The following is a 15,604-nucleotide window of genomic DNA, read 5'->3' as shown; positions in this document are numbered from 1 at the left end:
GTCACTTGGCGGCCACCGCCTTGCCGTCGGTGCCGGTGGCGGCGCGGGTGTAGCGGGGGTGGATCAGGCCGACGCAGCTGTACGGCAGGCCGTCCACCTCCTCGACGGGGACGCCGCGCTGCTCGGCGAGCAGCCGCACATGGTCCAGGTCCGCGCCCGCGCCGCGGCCCGCGAGGATCTTCCAGGGGACGCGGCGCAGCAGGACGCGCGTGGTCTCGCCGACCCCGGGCTTGACGAGGTTGACGTCGTCGATGCCGTACTCCTCGCTGATGCGCTCGACGGCCGCCCAGCCGGCCCAGGTGGGGGTCCGGTCGGCGGCGGCGAGCTCCTTGGCCGCGCGGGCGACGGCCTCCTCGGCGCCGGCGAAGCGCGCCGAGACGGTGTCGAGGAAGGCGCCCGAGACGTCGGCGTCCGCCAGCTCGCGGTAGAACTTGGCGCCGTGGAAGTCGTGCGGCCCGACGAGGTCGGCGCGCAGGACCGTGCGGGAGACCAGACCGGAGACGGTGGAGTTCAGGCACGCGGAGGGGATGAGGAAGTCGTCCCGGGTGCCGTAGGTGTCCACGCAGTGGCCGGGGTCGGCGAGGACCGCCAGGCGCGGGTCGAAGCCGGCGGGGGCGGCCGGGTCCGCGAGGGCGTCGGCCAGTTCGCGGGTGATGGCGCCCTTGCCCGTCCAGCCGTCGACGAAGACGACGTCGGCGGGGTCGTACCGGTCGGCCAGCCAGCGCAGAGCGTTGGGGTCGATGCCGCGGCCTCGCACGATGGACACGGCGTAATGCGGCAGGTCCAGGCCGTGCGCGTGCCGCGCCCAGCGGCGCATCAGCACGCCGACGGGCGTTCCGGCGCGGGCGAGCGATACCAGGACGGGCCGCGGCGAGCGCTCGGCGAGCACGGTCTCGGTGACCACGCCGACCGCGTGCGCCATGCGGCCGGCCGACGCCTCGAGCGCGCCGCGGTAGAGCGCCTGGTAGCGCTCGCTGGGCTGGTACTCGACCGGCAGCGACTCCGCGTAGTGCGCGCCGCCGCTCTGGATGGCCTCCTCGCGCTCCTCGGTGGGCGCCTCGAGGTCCACGGCGGACAGGTCCTTCAGCAGCCAGCCGACCTCGTCGGGGGCGTACGAGGAGAACGCGGGGCCGCGCAGGGGCTCGCCTCCGGGACGGTAGGAGGGGATCACGGCGAGCAGCACCTTTCGGGTGTGCGCGGCCAGCTGGTCCAGCAGGCCACCGGGGGTGTGCAGTTCGGGGGTGTCGGCGGTGGAGTCGACGACCACGACGACGGCGTCGAAGCCGGCGCCGGCGACGTTGTAGGCGTAGCGCTCGCCGGGCCCCTCCGGGGCGGGGAAGACGAGGCGCGAGCGGATGGCGTAGCCGGGGTCGTCGAGGGCGAGGACGGGTGAGCGGGTGGTGGTGGAGAACCGGACGCTCGCCGCGTCGGCCATCTCGGCCTCCAGCGTCTGCGCGATGCGCAAGGGTGCGTACATCAGCTCCTCGGTACCGAGGACGAGGACGCGCCGCGGGGGCTGGGGAGCGTTGCCGTCTGCGGGTGCGGTTGTGCCCACCCGTTCCGCCCCAGCGGAACGACTGCCCACAACCGCCGCCAATTCCTGCGCGATGGCAGGCAGCGCCGCCTCCAGCCGCGCCCGGTGCTCGGGGGTGAAGCCGTGCCGCCCCCCGTCAGGCACCCCGTCGGGCCACCAAAGCTCCACCCTCCCCACCGCCGGTGGGCAATCGTGCCGCAGGGCGGCACGGGTGGGCACCGGCACACCCGCGGTCGGCGACGGCGCCCCGCACCCACGGCGGGCATCCGCACCGGCACCGGCACCGGCACCCGTAGGCGGCGCCGACAACGCCTCGGCCACCAGCTCCTGCCCCCGTTCCAGCACATCCGCCGGCAGGCGCACGGTGCCGGAGGCCAGGGCGATGAGGTCCACGCGGGCGCCGAGCCGGGAGGCGAAGTCGTCCAGCCCGGCCCGGTCGGCGGCCGATCTCATGTCGACCAGCGCCACCACCACGTACCGCTCCCGCGGATACCGCGCGTGCAGCGCCGCGATCGTGTTGCGTACCGTACGCCCCGTCGAGAACTCGTCGTCGACGAGCACCAGCGGCCCGTCGCCCTCGAAGAAGCGCGGGTCCTCCGGCAGCAGCAGGTGCGACGTGGCGTGACTGTGCTCCTCCTCGAAGCCGCCGACCGGCGCCACGCCGGGCACGGCCCGCCGCGTGGAGTGGAGGTACGGGGCGAGGCCCAGGCCGTCCGCCACGGAGTGGCCCAGGCCCGTGGCCGTCTCGGCGTAGCCGAGCACCACCGCCCGTGCCGCGTCCGCGTCACCCAGCAGCTCCCGCACCCGGCGGCCCAGAGCCGCGCCGGCCTCGTACACCACCGCCGGGGACGCCGGCACATGCTTGCCCAGCACGTTGGAGACGAGCAGGTGTGCCCGTCGGGGGTTCCGCCGCAGGGCCAGGCCCAGCAGCTCCGGCAGCCGGGCGTCGCCCTCCAGGCCGACGCCCAGCCGCTGCGCGACCCACTGTCCCGACCACACCACGTCAGTGCTCTCCTTGCTCATACGTCCTGCAGTCCCGCCGCCAGCAGCTCCACGAAGCTGACGTCCTCGCGTGCGACGCCGAAGACCTCGGCGCGCCGCATGGTCCGTTCTGCCCAGGCGCGGTGCGGTTTCACTTCGTTCATCTTGTTCGTATAGGCGGAGCGCAGTACTCCGCCACCGTCGCGTTCCGGCCGCAGGATGTCCTGGGCGTCGCTGAACTCCTCGTGGCTGACGACCGAGAGCGCGTGCACGGGGGCGACGTGGGAGGGGTGGATGCAGGTCTTGCCCTGCAGGCCGTTGGCCCGGTCGAGCTGGATCTCGCGCAGCAGGCCGTCCATGTCGTGCTCGATGAGCGCGGTGCGCAGCGCCTCGGCCGGGCCGGCGAAGGGGCTGCGGCGCAGCTGGGGCTTGAACATCCGCTCGGGCTGGGGGAAGTACTCCCACACCGGGCCGCTGATGGTGAAGCCGCTGCCGTCGGCGCGGCCGAGGACGTTGACGACGTCGGCGATGACGGAGGCGACGAGCTGGACGTCGTAGGCGGTCATGTCGGGCGCGCGGCGCAGCCCGTAGGCGGAGCAGAAGTCGGTCACGCCGAGGCGCAGCGCCAGGACGCGGTCGCGGTACTTGTCGACCGTGCGGGCGATGCCGTCGAGCGTCTCGGTGCGGGTCTCCAGGTGCAGGAGCTCGGGCGATTCGAGGACGGGCATGGCGAACAGCCGCCGTCCGGAGGCGGCTTCGGCGTCGGCGAGCGCCTCGAGGAACGGCAGGCCGCGTTCCTCGGTGAATTTCGGCAGGACGAATCCGGACAGCACCCGCCCGGCGGGGCCGAGGCGGCGCACGAGGTCGGTGATCTGGGCGGGCTCGCGGACGCGGACGAACAGCAGCGGGTGGTCCTCGCCGGCGTCGTCCGCCAGCAGGGTGAGCTGCCGGACGAGGTTCTCCTCGGCGCCGGTGACGTCGGCGTCGCCGATGGCGTCCTCCAGGCACAGCACCATGGAGACCGTCCCGCGCCGCGCCTGCTTCCGTACGTCCTGGGCGAGCGTGGTGCGCGTGGCGGGGCTGTAGAGGGTGGCGCCGAGGGCGACCGCGAGCGTGCCGGCGGGGGAGGCGGCGGTGAACTCGCCCGGCTCCCTATGGAACAACCCATTCCGCACGGCAGGCGCAAGGTGTCCGAAATGCCTCATTGCTCTCCCCGATTGCCGCGGCCTGGGCGCCTTCCCGCCGGCACGAGCGGCGCGGAAGTGTGGCCGATTATCGTACGTCCGGGGGCGGGTCAAGAGTTCCCCAAGTACATGAAAAACTCATGACCGCCATGGATCCGTCCGGTAAGCGACGTGCGGCCGCCGAACCCCGCGTTGTCCGCCGGCCGCACGAGAGGGCAGGATTGCGGACATGACGCACGCCATGCTGAAGGGGTCGAACATCCCGCTGGACGCCCCGACCGTGCGGGCCGTACTGCGCTGGACCCCCGGTCCGGGCATCCCCGACGTGGACGCCTCCGCCCTCCTGCTGGGCGACGACGGCCGTGTGCGCTCCGACGAGGACTTCGTCTTCTACAACCAGCCCCGCCACCCCTCCGGCCTGGTCCGCCACCTGCCCAAGAAGCGGCTGGTCGAGGGCGCCACGGACTCCGTCGAGGCCGACCTGTCGGCGCTGGACGCCTCCGTGACGCGCGTCGTGCTGGCCGCCTCCGCCGACGGCGGCACCTTCGGGCTCGTCCGCGACCTGTGCGTGCTGCTGTACGACGCCTCGCGCGGCGGCGGCACCGCGACCGTCACCGACGTCGCGCCCGTCGCCCGCTTCGACGTACGGGCCGAGACCGGCGACGAGACCGCGATGCTCTGCGGCGAGCTCTACCGGCGCGGCGACGGCTGGAAGTTCCGCGCGCTCGGCCAGGGCTACGCCTCGGGCCTGGTGGGGCTCGCCACGGAGTTCGGCATCTCGGTGGAGGAATCGGAGGAGAACGCCTCCGCGCCGGTCCCCGACGCCCCGGAGAGCGGCACCCCGGAAGCCGCCCCCGAGCCCGTGCCGGACGCCGCTCCCCCGGCACCGCGCCCCGAGCCCGGCTTCGCGTACCCCCCGCCGCCCCCGGCGCCGCCCACGATCCCGCCGCAGCCCTCGTACGGCTATCCGCCGCAGTACCCGCCGGCCCCGGCCGCCCAGCCCTCGTACGGCTATCCGCAGCACGGGACGCCCCAGCCGTCCTACGGCTACCCGCCGCAGCAGCAGCCCGTGCCCGACCCGGCCTTCCGGCTGCCGCCGCAGGGCCCGCAGTTCCAGCCCAACCGGTGAGGCGCGGCGGCGGCCCTCAGACCTTGGTCTTGTAGCCCCGCCCCCACTGCAGGCCCCAGCCGTAGAGCCGGTCCAGCTCGGACTGGAAGCCGTAGACGTACTTCAGCTCGCGCCGCACCACGATCTCGCCCTTGACGTTCTCGATCAGCACCACGGCGCACGAGCGTGCCTCCGGCGCGCGCTCGTGCAGCGAGACCTCCAGCCGCGGGCCGCTGCCCGGGTAGAGCGTCACCATCGCGTGCGTACGGTCGAACGCCGGGGTGCCGTCGTAGATGTAGACGAAGACCAGCAGCCGCTTGAAGTCGTCGCGGTGGTCCATGTTGATGTAGATCGTCTCGCCCGACCCCGAGCCGAACCGGTCGTCGCCGCTGAGCTGAACATACGGCGGCGAGTTGACGCTGCCGAGCAGGTTCCCGAGCGGCTGGACTACGCCCTTGGACCCGTCCTGCAGCTCGTACATACAGGCGAGGTCCAGGTCGACATTGACCATGGCCGGTCCTTGCGCCTGTACCACCTCGGGGGTGAACTTGCGCAGCGGATGCCGCAGCCCGGACAGCCCCAGGCCCGCGGAGGACCGCTCGCCGAAGTCCGAGGACCGCATCCGCCAGGACAGGTTGACGCGCAGATTGCCGGTGGCCGCACCCTGTTTGGTCAGCGAGTACGTGGGATGCCGCTTGGTCAGCTCGACCGCGCCGTTGACCCCGCCGGAATCGAATTGGCGCGCCGCCGCGCCGCCCCAGTTGCCGAAGAGCTTCTCCCGTATCGACATTGCCGAAAACCCCCACATGACGAGCGCACAAGCCGCGGGGCGGCCGCGAGGATGATCCTCGCGACCGCCCCGGTGAGAGCGTTCCTCAAATGTGCCGGGGTCACACCCCGGAGGAGATTTCCTTGCGGTTGCGCACCACGGAGGAGGCGAACGACAGGGCGATCAGCAGCACGCCGATGCCGCCGGTGATGACCTCGTTGATCTCGTACTTGATGGTGATCAGCAGGATGACGGCCAGCGCGCCGATGGCGTAGTGCGCGCCGTGCTCGAGGTAGACGTAGTCGTCCAGGGTGCCCTTGCGGACCAGGAAGACCGTCAGCGAACGGATGTACATCGCACCGATGCCCAGGCCCAGCGCCATGACGAAGATGTCGTTGGTGATGGCGAAGGCGCCGATGACACCGTCGAAGGAGAACGACGCGTCGATGACCTCGAGGTAGAGGAACAGGGAGAACGCGGCCTTGCCGGCCAGCCCGACGGCCGAGCCGTTCTTCCGCTTCTCGGCCGCCTCCTCGGCCTTCTCGATCTCCTCGTCGTGCTCCAGGCGGTCCTCGAAGAACCCGGAGATGCCGCCCACGACCAGGTAGGTGACCAGTCCGCCGATGCCGGACAGCAGCACCGTGGCCGCCTTGTCGACCGTGCCCTCGCCGTCGTGCAGCGGGACGCCCGTGGCGAGGGTGGACGCGACGACGATCAGGACGACGAGCGAGACGACCGTGGAGAGCGTCTCCAGCTTGCCCAGCCGGGCCAGCGGCTTCTCGAGCCACTCCAGCCACTTGATGTCCCGGTCCTCGAAGATGAAGTCAAGGAAGATCATCAGCAGGAACATGCCACCGAAGGCGGCGATGGCCGGGTGGGCGCTGGTGACCAGGGATTCATAGCGATCGGGGTCCTGGACGGCGACCTTGACCGCCTCGATCGGGCCCAGCTTGGCCGTGATGGCCACGATGAGCACCGGGAAGACCAGCCGCATGCCGAAGACGGCGATGAGGATGCCGACGGTAAGGAAGATCCGCTGCCAGAACGGGTTCATCTTCCGGAGGATTCCGGCGTTGATGACCGCGTTGTCGAACGAGAGCGAAATCTCCAGGACGGAGAGGATCGCGACGATCGCCAGCCCCTGCCACCCCCAGAGAACGCCGGCCAAGGCCAGTCCGGCCGCCGTGACGGCGAACGACCAACCAAAGGTTTTCAGGAGCACTGGCTACCCAATCCTTCGCTTTCGGGGAAGACCCGCGCGGACGCGGCTTTACGAAACATTGACCCCGAAGTCTAGGGCGATGCCGCGCAGGCCCGACGCGTACCCCTGTCCGACGGCCCGGAACTTCCATTCGCCGCCGTACCGGTAGACCTCGCCGAAGATCATCGCGGTCTCGCTGGAGGCGTCCTCGCTCAGGTCGTAGCGGGCCAGCTCGGCGCCGTCGGCCTGGTTGACCACGCGGATGTAGGCGTTGCTGACCTGGCCGAAGCTCTGGCCGCGCAGATCGGCCTCGTGGATGGAGACCGGAAAGACGATCTTGTCGCAGGTGGCCGGCACCTTGGTGAGGTCCACCAGGATGGACTCGTCGTCGCCGTCCCCCTCGCCGGTGAGGTTGTCACCGGTGTGCTCGACGGATCCCTCGGGACTCTTGAGGTTGTTGTAGAAGACGAAGTACTCGTCTCCCAGCACCCGGCCCGCGGCGCAGAGCAGCGCGCTGGCGTCGAGGTCGAAGGGGGCTCCGGTGGTGGAGCGCGCGTCCCAGCCGAGACCGACGGTGACATTGGTCAGGTTCGGCGCGGCCTTGGAAAGGGAGACATTTCCCCCCTTGGCGAGCGTGACACCCATGATCTTGCTTCCTCCCCGAGTTCAGACGATTCGCCCGTGCGCGTCCGGCGCCGCACTCCCGAGGGTGTGCGGCGCCGGACGGACTGCTCGCGAGCGGACGGCGCCCGGCGGCCTTGCGGACGCCGGGCGTTGGTGACGACCGTCAGACGTTGACGCCGAAGTCCTGGGCGATGCCGCGCAGGCCCGAGGCGTAGCCCTGGCCGATGGCCCGGAACTTCCACTCGGCGCCGTTGCGGTAGAGCTCGCCGAAGACCATGGCGGTCTCGGTCGAGGCGTCCTCGCTCAGGTCGTAGCGGGCCAGCTCGGCGCCGTCGGCCTGGTTCAGCACGCGGATGTAGGCGTTGCGGACCTGGCCGAAGCTCTGCTGGCGGGACTCGGCCTCGTAGATGGAGACCGGGAACACGATCTTGTGGACGTCCGCCGGGACACCGGCCAGGTTGACCTTGATGACCTCGTCGTCGCCCTCGCCCTCACCGGTGAGGTTGTCGCCCTGGTGCTCGACGGAGCCGTCGGGGCTCTTGAGGTTGTTGAAGAAGACGAAGTTCTGGTCGTTGGCGACCTTCCCCTGGTCGTTCGTCAGCAGGGCGCTGGCGTCCAGGTCGAAGTCCGTACCGGTGGTGGTACGGGCGTCCCAGCCGAGACCGACGACGACCGCGGTCAGGTTCGGGGCCGCCTTGGTCAGCGAGACGTTGCCGCCCTTGCTGAGACTGACTCCCACGAGTCCTCCATTGGTTCGAGGGGCCAGGTCCGACCCGTGCCCCCGGTTGTGCGATGGCATCCGATCAACGTTTTGATCCTAGTGACCGGTTCCCACCGATTACAGGGTCTTGCGCGAAGGACGTCCGGGGCGACGGTCAGGGTTGCCCCGGAGCGCGGCTCAGAGGGCGGCCAGCGCCGCGGTGTACTCGTTCAGGTCACGCGCGTCGGGCAGACCGTTGACGACCGTCCAGCGGACGACACCCTCCTTGTCGATGATGAAGGTGCCGCGCACCGCGCAGCCCTTCTCCTCGTCGAAGACGCCGTAGGCGCGGCTGGTCTCGCCGTGCGGCCAGAAGTCGGACAGCAGCGGGTACTCCAGGCCCTCCTGCTCGGCGAAGACGCGCAGGGAGAAGGGCGAGTCGTTGGAGACGGCGAGCAGCTGCACCTCGTCGTTGGCGAACTTCGGCAGCTCGTCGCGCAGGGCGCACAGCTCACCGGTGCACACGCCGGTGAAGGCGAAGGGGTAGAAGAGCAGGACGACGTTCTTCTCACCGCGGTAGTCGGAGAGCCGCACGGTCTCGCCGTGCTGGTTCTTCAGCGCGAAGTCCGGAGCCTTGTCGCCTACGGCGATAGCCATGGGGAACACCTTTCTGGTGACTGGGCGGGCCTGTCGGCGCGCCCCAGTCTGTCACCGTGCCCCGCGGGGAAACACCGCACCCCCGGTGACCGGGGGTCGCCGGGGGTGCGGAGGGGCCCGGGTGCGGCGCCGTGGCGGCGCGGCAGCCGGGAACGAGCGAGGGCTAGCGCTTGGACTTGGGCGCGCTCAGGCGCGTGCCGCTCCAGTCCTTGGCCACGCTGATGCTCTTGGTCTGGGAGAGCCCGGCGGTCTGCGCGGCGTCCTGGATGTCACTCGGCTCGATGTAGCCGTCACGGCCCGTCTTCGGGGTCAGCAGCCAGATGTCGCCGCCCTCGTCGAGCAGACCGATGGCATCCACCAGCGCGTCCGTGAGGTCGCCGTCCTCATCCCGGAACCACAGCAGGACGACGTCGGCCACGTCGTCGTATTCCTCGTCGACGAGATCCTGGCCGATGAGGGACTCGATACCTTCACGGAGATCATGATCGACGTCGTCGTCGTAGCCGATCTCCTGGACCACCTGTCCGGGCTCGAAACCCAGCCTTCCGGCCGGATTGGTCCGCTCCTCCGCGTGGTCCGCGGTCGCGCTCACGGATTTCCTCCTGTCATTCTTCGAAGAAGTTGCGCTCCGCGTGTACGCGAAACGATGGGCGTAGTCCACACGTGCCGGACCGATCGCGCAAGTACCCGACCCACGGCACCGCCGAAACGTTGACGGACGCGGACGTCTCATGGCAACTCCAACCATGAGGCAGCAGGCGCGAGTGATTCACGCCACAGCGTTCCGCCGGGTTTGCGAAGTTACTCCGTGCGATTACGGCGATCGCGCCCGAACGGCCGTACGCGGAGGACCTCTCGCGGGGGCGTAAGGTTGCGATTTGGCCGCCCCAGGCGACCAACCTTCGACGCTTCGTCTCGCGAGTGGTGGTTACCGCCCAGTAGAGATGACGTTTCCGCCGCCGCGGTCCACGATGGGAGCCGGCGCGACATAAAAGCAGAGAAGTATTTGACCCAGTGCCCAGGGCGGGTGCGCAGCATGACCCGCGTGCCGAGCACGACACGCCCCGAACAGCGAAGGAACAGCGTGGCTTCCGGATCCGATCGCAACCCGATCATCATTGGCGGCCTTCCCAGCCAGGTCCCGGACTTCGATCCCGAAGAGACCCAGGAATGGCTCGACTCGCTCGACGCAGCCGTCGATGAGCGAGGCCGGGAACGTGCCCGCTACCTCATGCTTCGCCTGATCGAGCGGGCGCGCGAGAAGCGCGTCGCCGTGCCCGAGATGCGCAGCACGGACTACGTCAACACCATCGCGACCAAGGACGAGCCGTTCTTCCCCGGCAACGAGGAGATCGAGCGCAAGGTCCTGAACGCGACCCGGTGGAACGCGGCCGTCATGGTCTCCCGCGCGCAGCGCCCGGGTATCGGCGTCGGCGGCCACATCGCCACCTTCGCCTCCTCGGCCTCGCTGTACGACGTGGGCTTCAACCACTTCTTCCGCGGCAAGGACGAGGGCGACGGCGGCGACCAGATCTTCTTCCAGGGCCACGCCTCGCCGGGCGTCTACGCCCGCGCGTTCCTGCTGGACCGACTGTCCGAGCAGCAGCTGGACGCCTTCCGCCAGGAGAAGTCCAAGGCCCCCTACGGCCTGTCCAGCTACCCGCACCCGCGGCTGATGCCGGACTTCTGGGAGTTCCCGACCGTCTCGATGGGCCTCGGCCCGCTCGGCGCGATCTACCAGGCGCGGATGAACCGCTACATGGAGGCGCGCGGCATCGCCGACACCTCCAAGTCCCACGTTTGGGCGTTCCTGGGCGACGGCGAGATGGACGAGCCGGAGTCGCTCGGCCAGCTGTCCCTGGCCGCTCGCGAGGGCCTGGACAACCTCACCTTCGTCGTCAACTGCAACCTGCAGCGCCTCGACGGCCCGGTGCGCGGCAACGGCAAGATCATGCAGGAGCTGGAGTCGCAGTTCCGCGGCGCCGGCTGGAACGTGATCAAGCTGGTGTGGGACCGCTCCTGGGACCCGCTGCTGGCCCAGGACCGGGACGGCATCCTGGTCAACAAGCTCAACAGCACCCCCGACGGCCAGTTCCAGACGTACGCCACCGAGACCGGTTCGTACATCCGCGAGCACTTCTTCGGCGACGACCACCGTCTCCGCAAGATGGTCGAGGGCATGACCGACGACCAGATCCTGCACCTGGGCCGTGGCGGCCACGACCACCGCAAGATCTTCGCGGCCTACGCGGCGGCCAAGGCCCACAAGGGCCAGCCGACCGTGATCCTGGCCCAGACGGTCAAGGGCTGGACGCTCGGCCCGAACTTCGAGGGCCGCAACGCGACCCACCAGATGAAGAAGCTCACGGTCGAGGACCTCAAGCGCTTCCGTGACCGGCTGCACATCCCGATCGCCGACAAGGAGCTGGAGTCCGGCCTGCCGCCGTACTACCACCCGGGTCGCGACTCGGAGGAGATCCAGTACATGCACGACCGGCGCAAGGCGCTGGGCGGCTACGTACCGACCCGTGTGGACCGCTCCAAGCCGCTGACGCTGCCGGGCGACAAGGTCTACGCGGCCGCCAAGAAGGGCTCCGGCCAGCAGTCGATCGCCACCACCATGGCGTTCGTCCGCATCCTGAAGGACCTCATGCGGGACAAGGAGATCGGCAAGCGCTTCGTGCCGATCGCCCCCGACGAGTACCGCACCTTCGGCATGGACGCGTTCTTCCCGTCGGCGAAGATCTACAACCCGATGGGCCAGCAGTACGAGGCCGTGGACCGCGAGCTGCTGCTCGCCTACAAGGAGTCCCCGACCGGCCAGATGCTGCACGACGGCATCTCCGAGGCGGGCTGCACCGCCTCGCTGATCGCCGCCGGCTCCGCCTACGCCACGCACGGCGAGCCGCTGATCCCGATCTACGTCTTCTACTCGATGTTCGGGTTCCAGCGCACCGGCGACCAGTTCTGGCAGATGGCCGACCAGCTGGCCCGCGGCTTCGTCCTCGGCGCCACGGCGGGTCGTACGACCCTGACCGGTGAGGGCCTGCAGCACGCCGACGGCCACTCGCACCTGCTGGCCTCGACCAACCCCGGCGTCGTCTCCTACGACCCGGCGTTCGGCTACGAGATCGCGCACATCGTCCAGGACGGTCTGCGCCGCATGTACGGCGAGAACGCAGAGGACATCTTCTACTACCTCACCGTCTACAACGAGCCGATCGTGCACCCGGCCGAGCCGGAGAACGTGGACGCCGAGGGCATCCTCAAGGGTCTGTACCGCTTCAAGCAGGGCGAGGCGGGCGCCATCCCGGCGCAGATCCTGGCCTCCGGTGTGGCCGTGCCGTGGGCGCTCGAGGCTCAGAAGATCCTCGCCGAGGAGTGGAACGTCAAGGCGGACGTCTGGTCGGCGACCTCCTGGAACGAGCTGCGCCGTGACGCCATCGCGGTGGAGGAGCACAACCTCCTGCACCCGGAGGAGGACCAGCGCGTCCCGTACGTGACGAGCAAGCTCGCCGGCGCCGAGGGCCCGAAGGTCGCCGTGTCCGACTGGATGCGCGCGGTTCCGGACCAGATCTCGCGCTGGGTGCCGGGCACGTACCAGTCGCTGGGTGCGGACGGCTTCGGCTTCGCGGACACGCGTGGCGCGGCCCGTCGCTTCTTCCACATCGACGCGCAGTCGATCGTCCTGGCGGTGCTCACCGAGCTCGCCAAGGAGGGCAAGGTCGACCGCTCCGCCCTGAAGCAGGCCATCGACCGCTACCAGCTCCTGGACGTGGCCGCGGCCGACCCCGGTGCCGCGGGCGGCGACGCCTGATCAGCCACGATGGCCCCGCCCCCGCCTCTCAGAGGCGGGGGCGGGGCCATCGCCGTTTGTGGGCAGTCGTTCCGCAGGGCGGAACGGGTGGGCACAAACGGCCCGCAGACGTCAACGGACGTCAGCGCTCCCACACCTTGTACGCCCGCACCACGTAGGGAGACTCGGGTACCCAGCTCCCCGACGGGTACGTGTCGAACTCGCCGGTCTCGGCGCACGTGGCGCTCTGGTACGTGGTGACGGGCCTGCCCGTCCGGTTGGCCAGTGAGGCCGCCGTCACCCCGTCCGGCAGCGCCGTGCAGCTCTCGATGTCGATGCCCGCCAGCTCACTGGCATGGCGCTCACCGCGGAATTCCGTCTTCGGCCACAGGCACAGCTGCCCGGCGGCGCAGGCCTTCGCCGGCTTCGCGCCGGCGGCCGGCGCGCCCACGAGGCCGAGCGCAGCGGCCACGGCAGTCACGGCCACAAAGCGGATGCGCATACGCATGGGTTCCTCCCCCTGTCGATGGTCCGGTGTCCGGACGGACAGGAGTCTTGCGAGCGGTGATCAGCGCTGCCAAGGCCGCCGGGCAGGCCATGCCCTGATAGGGGAAGACGGCCGACGGTGGGGCTGGTACCGAGGTACCGCCGCCCCCGCCGGCCGCCCGCCCGTCGCCCGCGGCCCGTGCCTCAGATGTGGCCGGCACCCACGCCGGCACCGGCGTTCTCGCCCCGCTTGGTGAAGAGGGCCACGAGCGCCGCGGACACCGCCACACACCCGGCGACGGTGAAGGCAACGTTCATTCCTGCCACGAACGTGTCATGCGCGACGGCCGAAATCCGCGCCGCAACCTCCGGCGGCGTGCCCGGCGGCACCGGGGCGACGCCGACCTGGACGGCGTCGGCGGCGCGCGAGAACTCCTCCGGACGCGCCGGTGGCAGCCCGGCCTCCGCCCATTTCTCCGGCAGCAGGTTGTCCACCCGCGTGGCGACGACCGCTCCCAGCACCGCGGTGCCGAGCGAGCCGCCCACCTGCATGGCGGCCTGCTGGAGGCCGCCGGCCACGCCCGCGTGCTCCAGCGGGGCGTTGCCGACGATGACGTCCGTGGCACCGACCATGACCGGGGACAGGCCGAGGCCCAGCAGCGCGAACCACACCGACATGGTGAGCGTGCCGGTGCCGGGCTCGAGGGTGGCCATCCCGAAGCAGGCGGCGGCCGTGCAGAGCATGCCGACGACCAGCGGCACGCGCGGGCCGGCCTTGGTGATGACGGCGCCCGCGAGCGGCGCGGCCACGATCATCACGCCGGTCAGCGGCAGCAGGTGCAGGCCGCTGTTCACGGGCGTCATGCCGTGGACGTTCTGCAGGTAGAAGGTGACGAAGAAGACGCCGCCCATGAAGGCGAACGCCATCAGCAGCATCAGGACCGTGCCGGCCGACAGCGGTACGGACCGGAAGAGGCCCAGCGGCAGCAGCGGCTCGCGGGCCCTGGCCTGCCAGGCGGTGAACAGCACGAAGCACACGGCGGACGCGCCCAGGAAGCCCAGCGTCCGGGCATCGCCCCAGGACCAGTCGGTCGCCTTGATCAGCGCCCAGACCACGCAGAACATCGCGCCGGACAGCAGCAGGATGCCCGGCACGTCGAACGACCCGGGCCGGCGCTCGGGCCGGTGGTCCTTGAGGATGACCGCGCCGAGCGCGAGCGCGGCCGCGCCCACCGGCACGTTGATGAAGAACACGGACTGCCAGTTGACGTGCTCGACCAGCAGCCCGCCGACGATCGGCCCGCCCGCGGTGGAGGCACCGATGACCATGCCCCACAGGCCGATGGCCATGTTGAGCCGTTCGGCGGGGAAGGTGGCGCGCAGCAGCGCGAGCGCGGCCGGCATCAGCAGCGCCCCGCACAGGCCCTGCAGCACCCGGAAGGCGACGACCGCCGACACGCTGCCCGACAGGGCGATGAGCCCGGAGGACAGGGCGAATCCGGTGGTACCGATAAGGAAGATCAGCCGGTGCCCGAAGCGGTCACCGAGCTTGCCGGCGGTGATCAGCGCCACGGCGAGGGCGAGGAGATAGGCGTTGGTGATCCACTGGACGTCGGCGAGCGAGGCGCCGAGGTCCTTCTGTATGGCGGGATTGGCGATCGCGACGATGGTGCCGTCGAGCGCGACCATCATCACGCCGATCGCGACGGATATCAGGGTCAGCCAGGGATGGCCCCGGAGTCCTGTGCTGCCGGGCCCGAGGTCCGATGTCGCCTCGGTGACGGTGGTCCGAGTCATGCGTCCGAGATTATGTCAGTCACTGACACTTGACCATCGACTTCGATCGTCATGATCTGTCACTTTGCCCACAGCTATCCTGAGCAGCGCAAACACGGCGAGAAGAGGCAACGATGCACGCGACCGAGGACGCCGGCGGACTGCGTGAGCGCAAGAAGCGGCGGACACGGGACGCACTGATCAGGTCGGCCCTGGAGCTGTTCGCCCTCAAGGGCTACGAGGGCACGACCGTCGACGAGATCGCCGCCGCCGCGGACGTCTCGCAGCGCACCTTCTTCCGCTACTTCGCCGGCAAGGAGGAGGCCGCCCTCGCCGTCCAGGAGATGGCCGAGTCGCACTTCTTCGCCGCCGTCCGCGCGCGCCCGGCCGCCGAGCCGCCGCTCACCGCGCTGCGCACCGCGGTCCTCGCCTCCTGGGACACCACCGAGGAGGCCGTCCAGTCGGTGGTCCCGCTGGAGCTGTACGTGCGCACGTACCGGATGATCCAGTCGACACCGCAGCTGCTGGCCGCCCATCTGCGCCGGCTCGCCGAGTTGGAGGACCGGCTCGCGCTGGAGATCGCCCACCGGGAGGGGCTGCCGGCCGAGGACCCGCGGCCGCGCATCCTGGTCGCGGCGTTCAGCGGGGTGATGCGGGAGACCAGCAAGCTCTGGGCCGACGCCGAGGGCGGCGACCTGCAGGACCTCCGGCGGACCACCGCGGCCTATCTGGACTGGATCGGCCCGGCCCTGGCCGAAAACTGGCGTTCTTGATCGGAAGGCTTCGAG

Annotated in this window: 13 protein-coding genes; 3 read left to right on the top strand and 10 right to left on the bottom strand. The window is 70.4% G+C overall.

All coding sequences use genetic code 11. The annotated features are described in order from the left end of the window. Position 1 precedes the first annotated feature (1 nt). Both ACIG36_RS02665 and ACIG36_RS02660 read right to left on the bottom strand, forming a co-directional pair. Positions 2–2,557 (bottom strand): phosphoribosyltransferase, encoded by a 2,556-nt coding sequence (locus ACIG36_RS02665; protein ID WP_399920694.1) that lies wholly within the window; start codon positions 2,555–2,557, stop codon positions 2–4. Next, the gene (locus ACIG36_RS02660) at positions 2,554–3,720 is read right to left on the bottom strand and encodes an HpcH/HpaI aldolase/citrate lyase family protein (RefSeq protein WP_399920691.1); all 1,167 of its coding nucleotides are present in this window, start codon (positions 3,718–3,720) and stop codon (positions 2,554–2,556) included. The genes ACIG36_RS02665 and ACIG36_RS02660 overlap by 4 nt, the downstream gene beginning before the upstream one ends. Positions 3,721–3,928: 208 nt before the next feature. Here ACIG36_RS02660 and ACIG36_RS02655 point away from each other — a divergent pair, with 208 nt between their 5' ends. Continuing rightward, on the top strand, positions 3,929–4,828 hold the full coding sequence (locus tag ACIG36_RS02655) for a TerD family protein (protein ID WP_399920688.1): 900 nt from the start codon (positions 3,929–3,931) through the stop codon (positions 4,826–4,828). Positions 4,829–4,844: 16 nt separating this feature from the next. On the opposite strand, the gene ACIG36_RS02650 is transcribed toward ACIG36_RS02655, so the two are convergent. From ACIG36_RS02650 to ACIG36_RS02625, 6 genes are all read right to left on the bottom strand, one after another. Next, a complete protein-coding gene (locus ACIG36_RS02650; protein WP_399920686.1) occupies positions 4,845–5,597 on the bottom strand; it encodes a Tellurium resistance in 753 nt (250 codons plus the stop codon). A 100-nt stretch (positions 5,598–5,697) separates the two neighbouring features. Beyond that, positions 5,698–6,798, bottom strand: a complete 1,101-nt coding sequence (locus ACIG36_RS02645; protein WP_399920683.1) for a DUF475 domain-containing protein — start codon at positions 6,796–6,798, stop codon at positions 5,698–5,700. A gap of 48 nt (positions 6,799–6,846) precedes the next feature. Next, the gene (locus ACIG36_RS02640) at positions 6,847–7,422 is read right to left on the bottom strand and encodes a TerD family protein (protein WP_399920680.1); all 576 of its coding nucleotides are present in this window, start codon (positions 7,420–7,422) and stop codon (positions 6,847–6,849) included. A gap of 142 nt (positions 7,423–7,564) precedes the next feature. Further along, entirely contained in the window at positions 7,565–8,140 is a 576-nt protein-coding gene (locus ACIG36_RS02635; RefSeq protein WP_399920677.1) for a TerD family protein, read from the bottom strand. Between the two features lie 159 nt (positions 8,141–8,299). Continuing rightward, the gene (locus ACIG36_RS02630) at positions 8,300–8,758 is read right to left on the bottom strand and encodes a peroxiredoxin (RefSeq protein WP_399920674.1); all 459 of its coding nucleotides are present in this window, start codon (positions 8,756–8,758) and stop codon (positions 8,300–8,302) included. A 163-nt stretch (positions 8,759–8,921) separates the two neighbouring features. Further along, the gene (locus tag ACIG36_RS02625; RefSeq protein ID WP_399920671.1) at positions 8,922–9,350 is read right to left on the bottom strand and encodes a DUF3052 domain-containing protein; all 429 of its coding nucleotides are present in this window, start codon (positions 9,348–9,350) and stop codon (positions 8,922–8,924) included. A 492-nt stretch (positions 9,351–9,842) separates the two neighbouring features. On the opposite strand from ACIG36_RS02625, the gene aceE reads away from it, so the two are divergent. Continuing rightward, positions 9,843–12,575: a pyruvate dehydrogenase (acetyl-transferring), homodimeric type gene (aceE, locus tag ACIG36_RS02620; RefSeq protein WP_399920669.1), complete on the top strand. Its 2,733-nt coding sequence runs from the start codon at positions 9,843–9,845 to the stop codon at positions 12,573–12,575. A gap of 121 nt (positions 12,576–12,696) precedes the next feature. On the opposite strand, the gene ACIG36_RS02615 is transcribed toward aceE, so the two are convergent. Then, positions 12,697–13,056: a peptidase inhibitor family I36 protein gene (locus ACIG36_RS02615; RefSeq protein WP_399922154.1), complete on the bottom strand. Its 360-nt coding sequence runs from the start codon at positions 13,054–13,056 to the stop codon at positions 12,697–12,699. 188 nt (positions 13,057–13,244) lie between these two features. Then, positions 13,245–14,837, bottom strand: coding sequence for an MFS transporter (locus ACIG36_RS02610; RefSeq protein WP_399920665.1), 1,593 nt, complete (start codon positions 14,835–14,837; stop codon positions 13,245–13,247). A gap of 113 nt (positions 14,838–14,950) precedes the next feature. On the opposite strand from ACIG36_RS02610, the gene ACIG36_RS02605 reads away from it, so the two are divergent. After that, complete coding sequence (locus ACIG36_RS02605; protein WP_399920662.1) at positions 14,951–15,589, top strand: TetR/AcrR family transcriptional regulator; 639 nt, start codon at positions 14,951–14,953, stop codon at positions 15,587–15,589. The last annotated feature ends 15 nt before the right edge of the window (positions 15,590–15,604 follow it).

The sequence above is a fragment of the Streptomyces sp. NPDC053048 genome (genome assembly GCF_044547045.1).
Taxonomy (GTDB): domain Bacteria; phylum Actinomycetota; class Actinomycetes; order Streptomycetales; family Streptomycetaceae; genus Streptomyces.
This window is presented reverse-complemented; position numbering and strand designations above follow the sequence as displayed.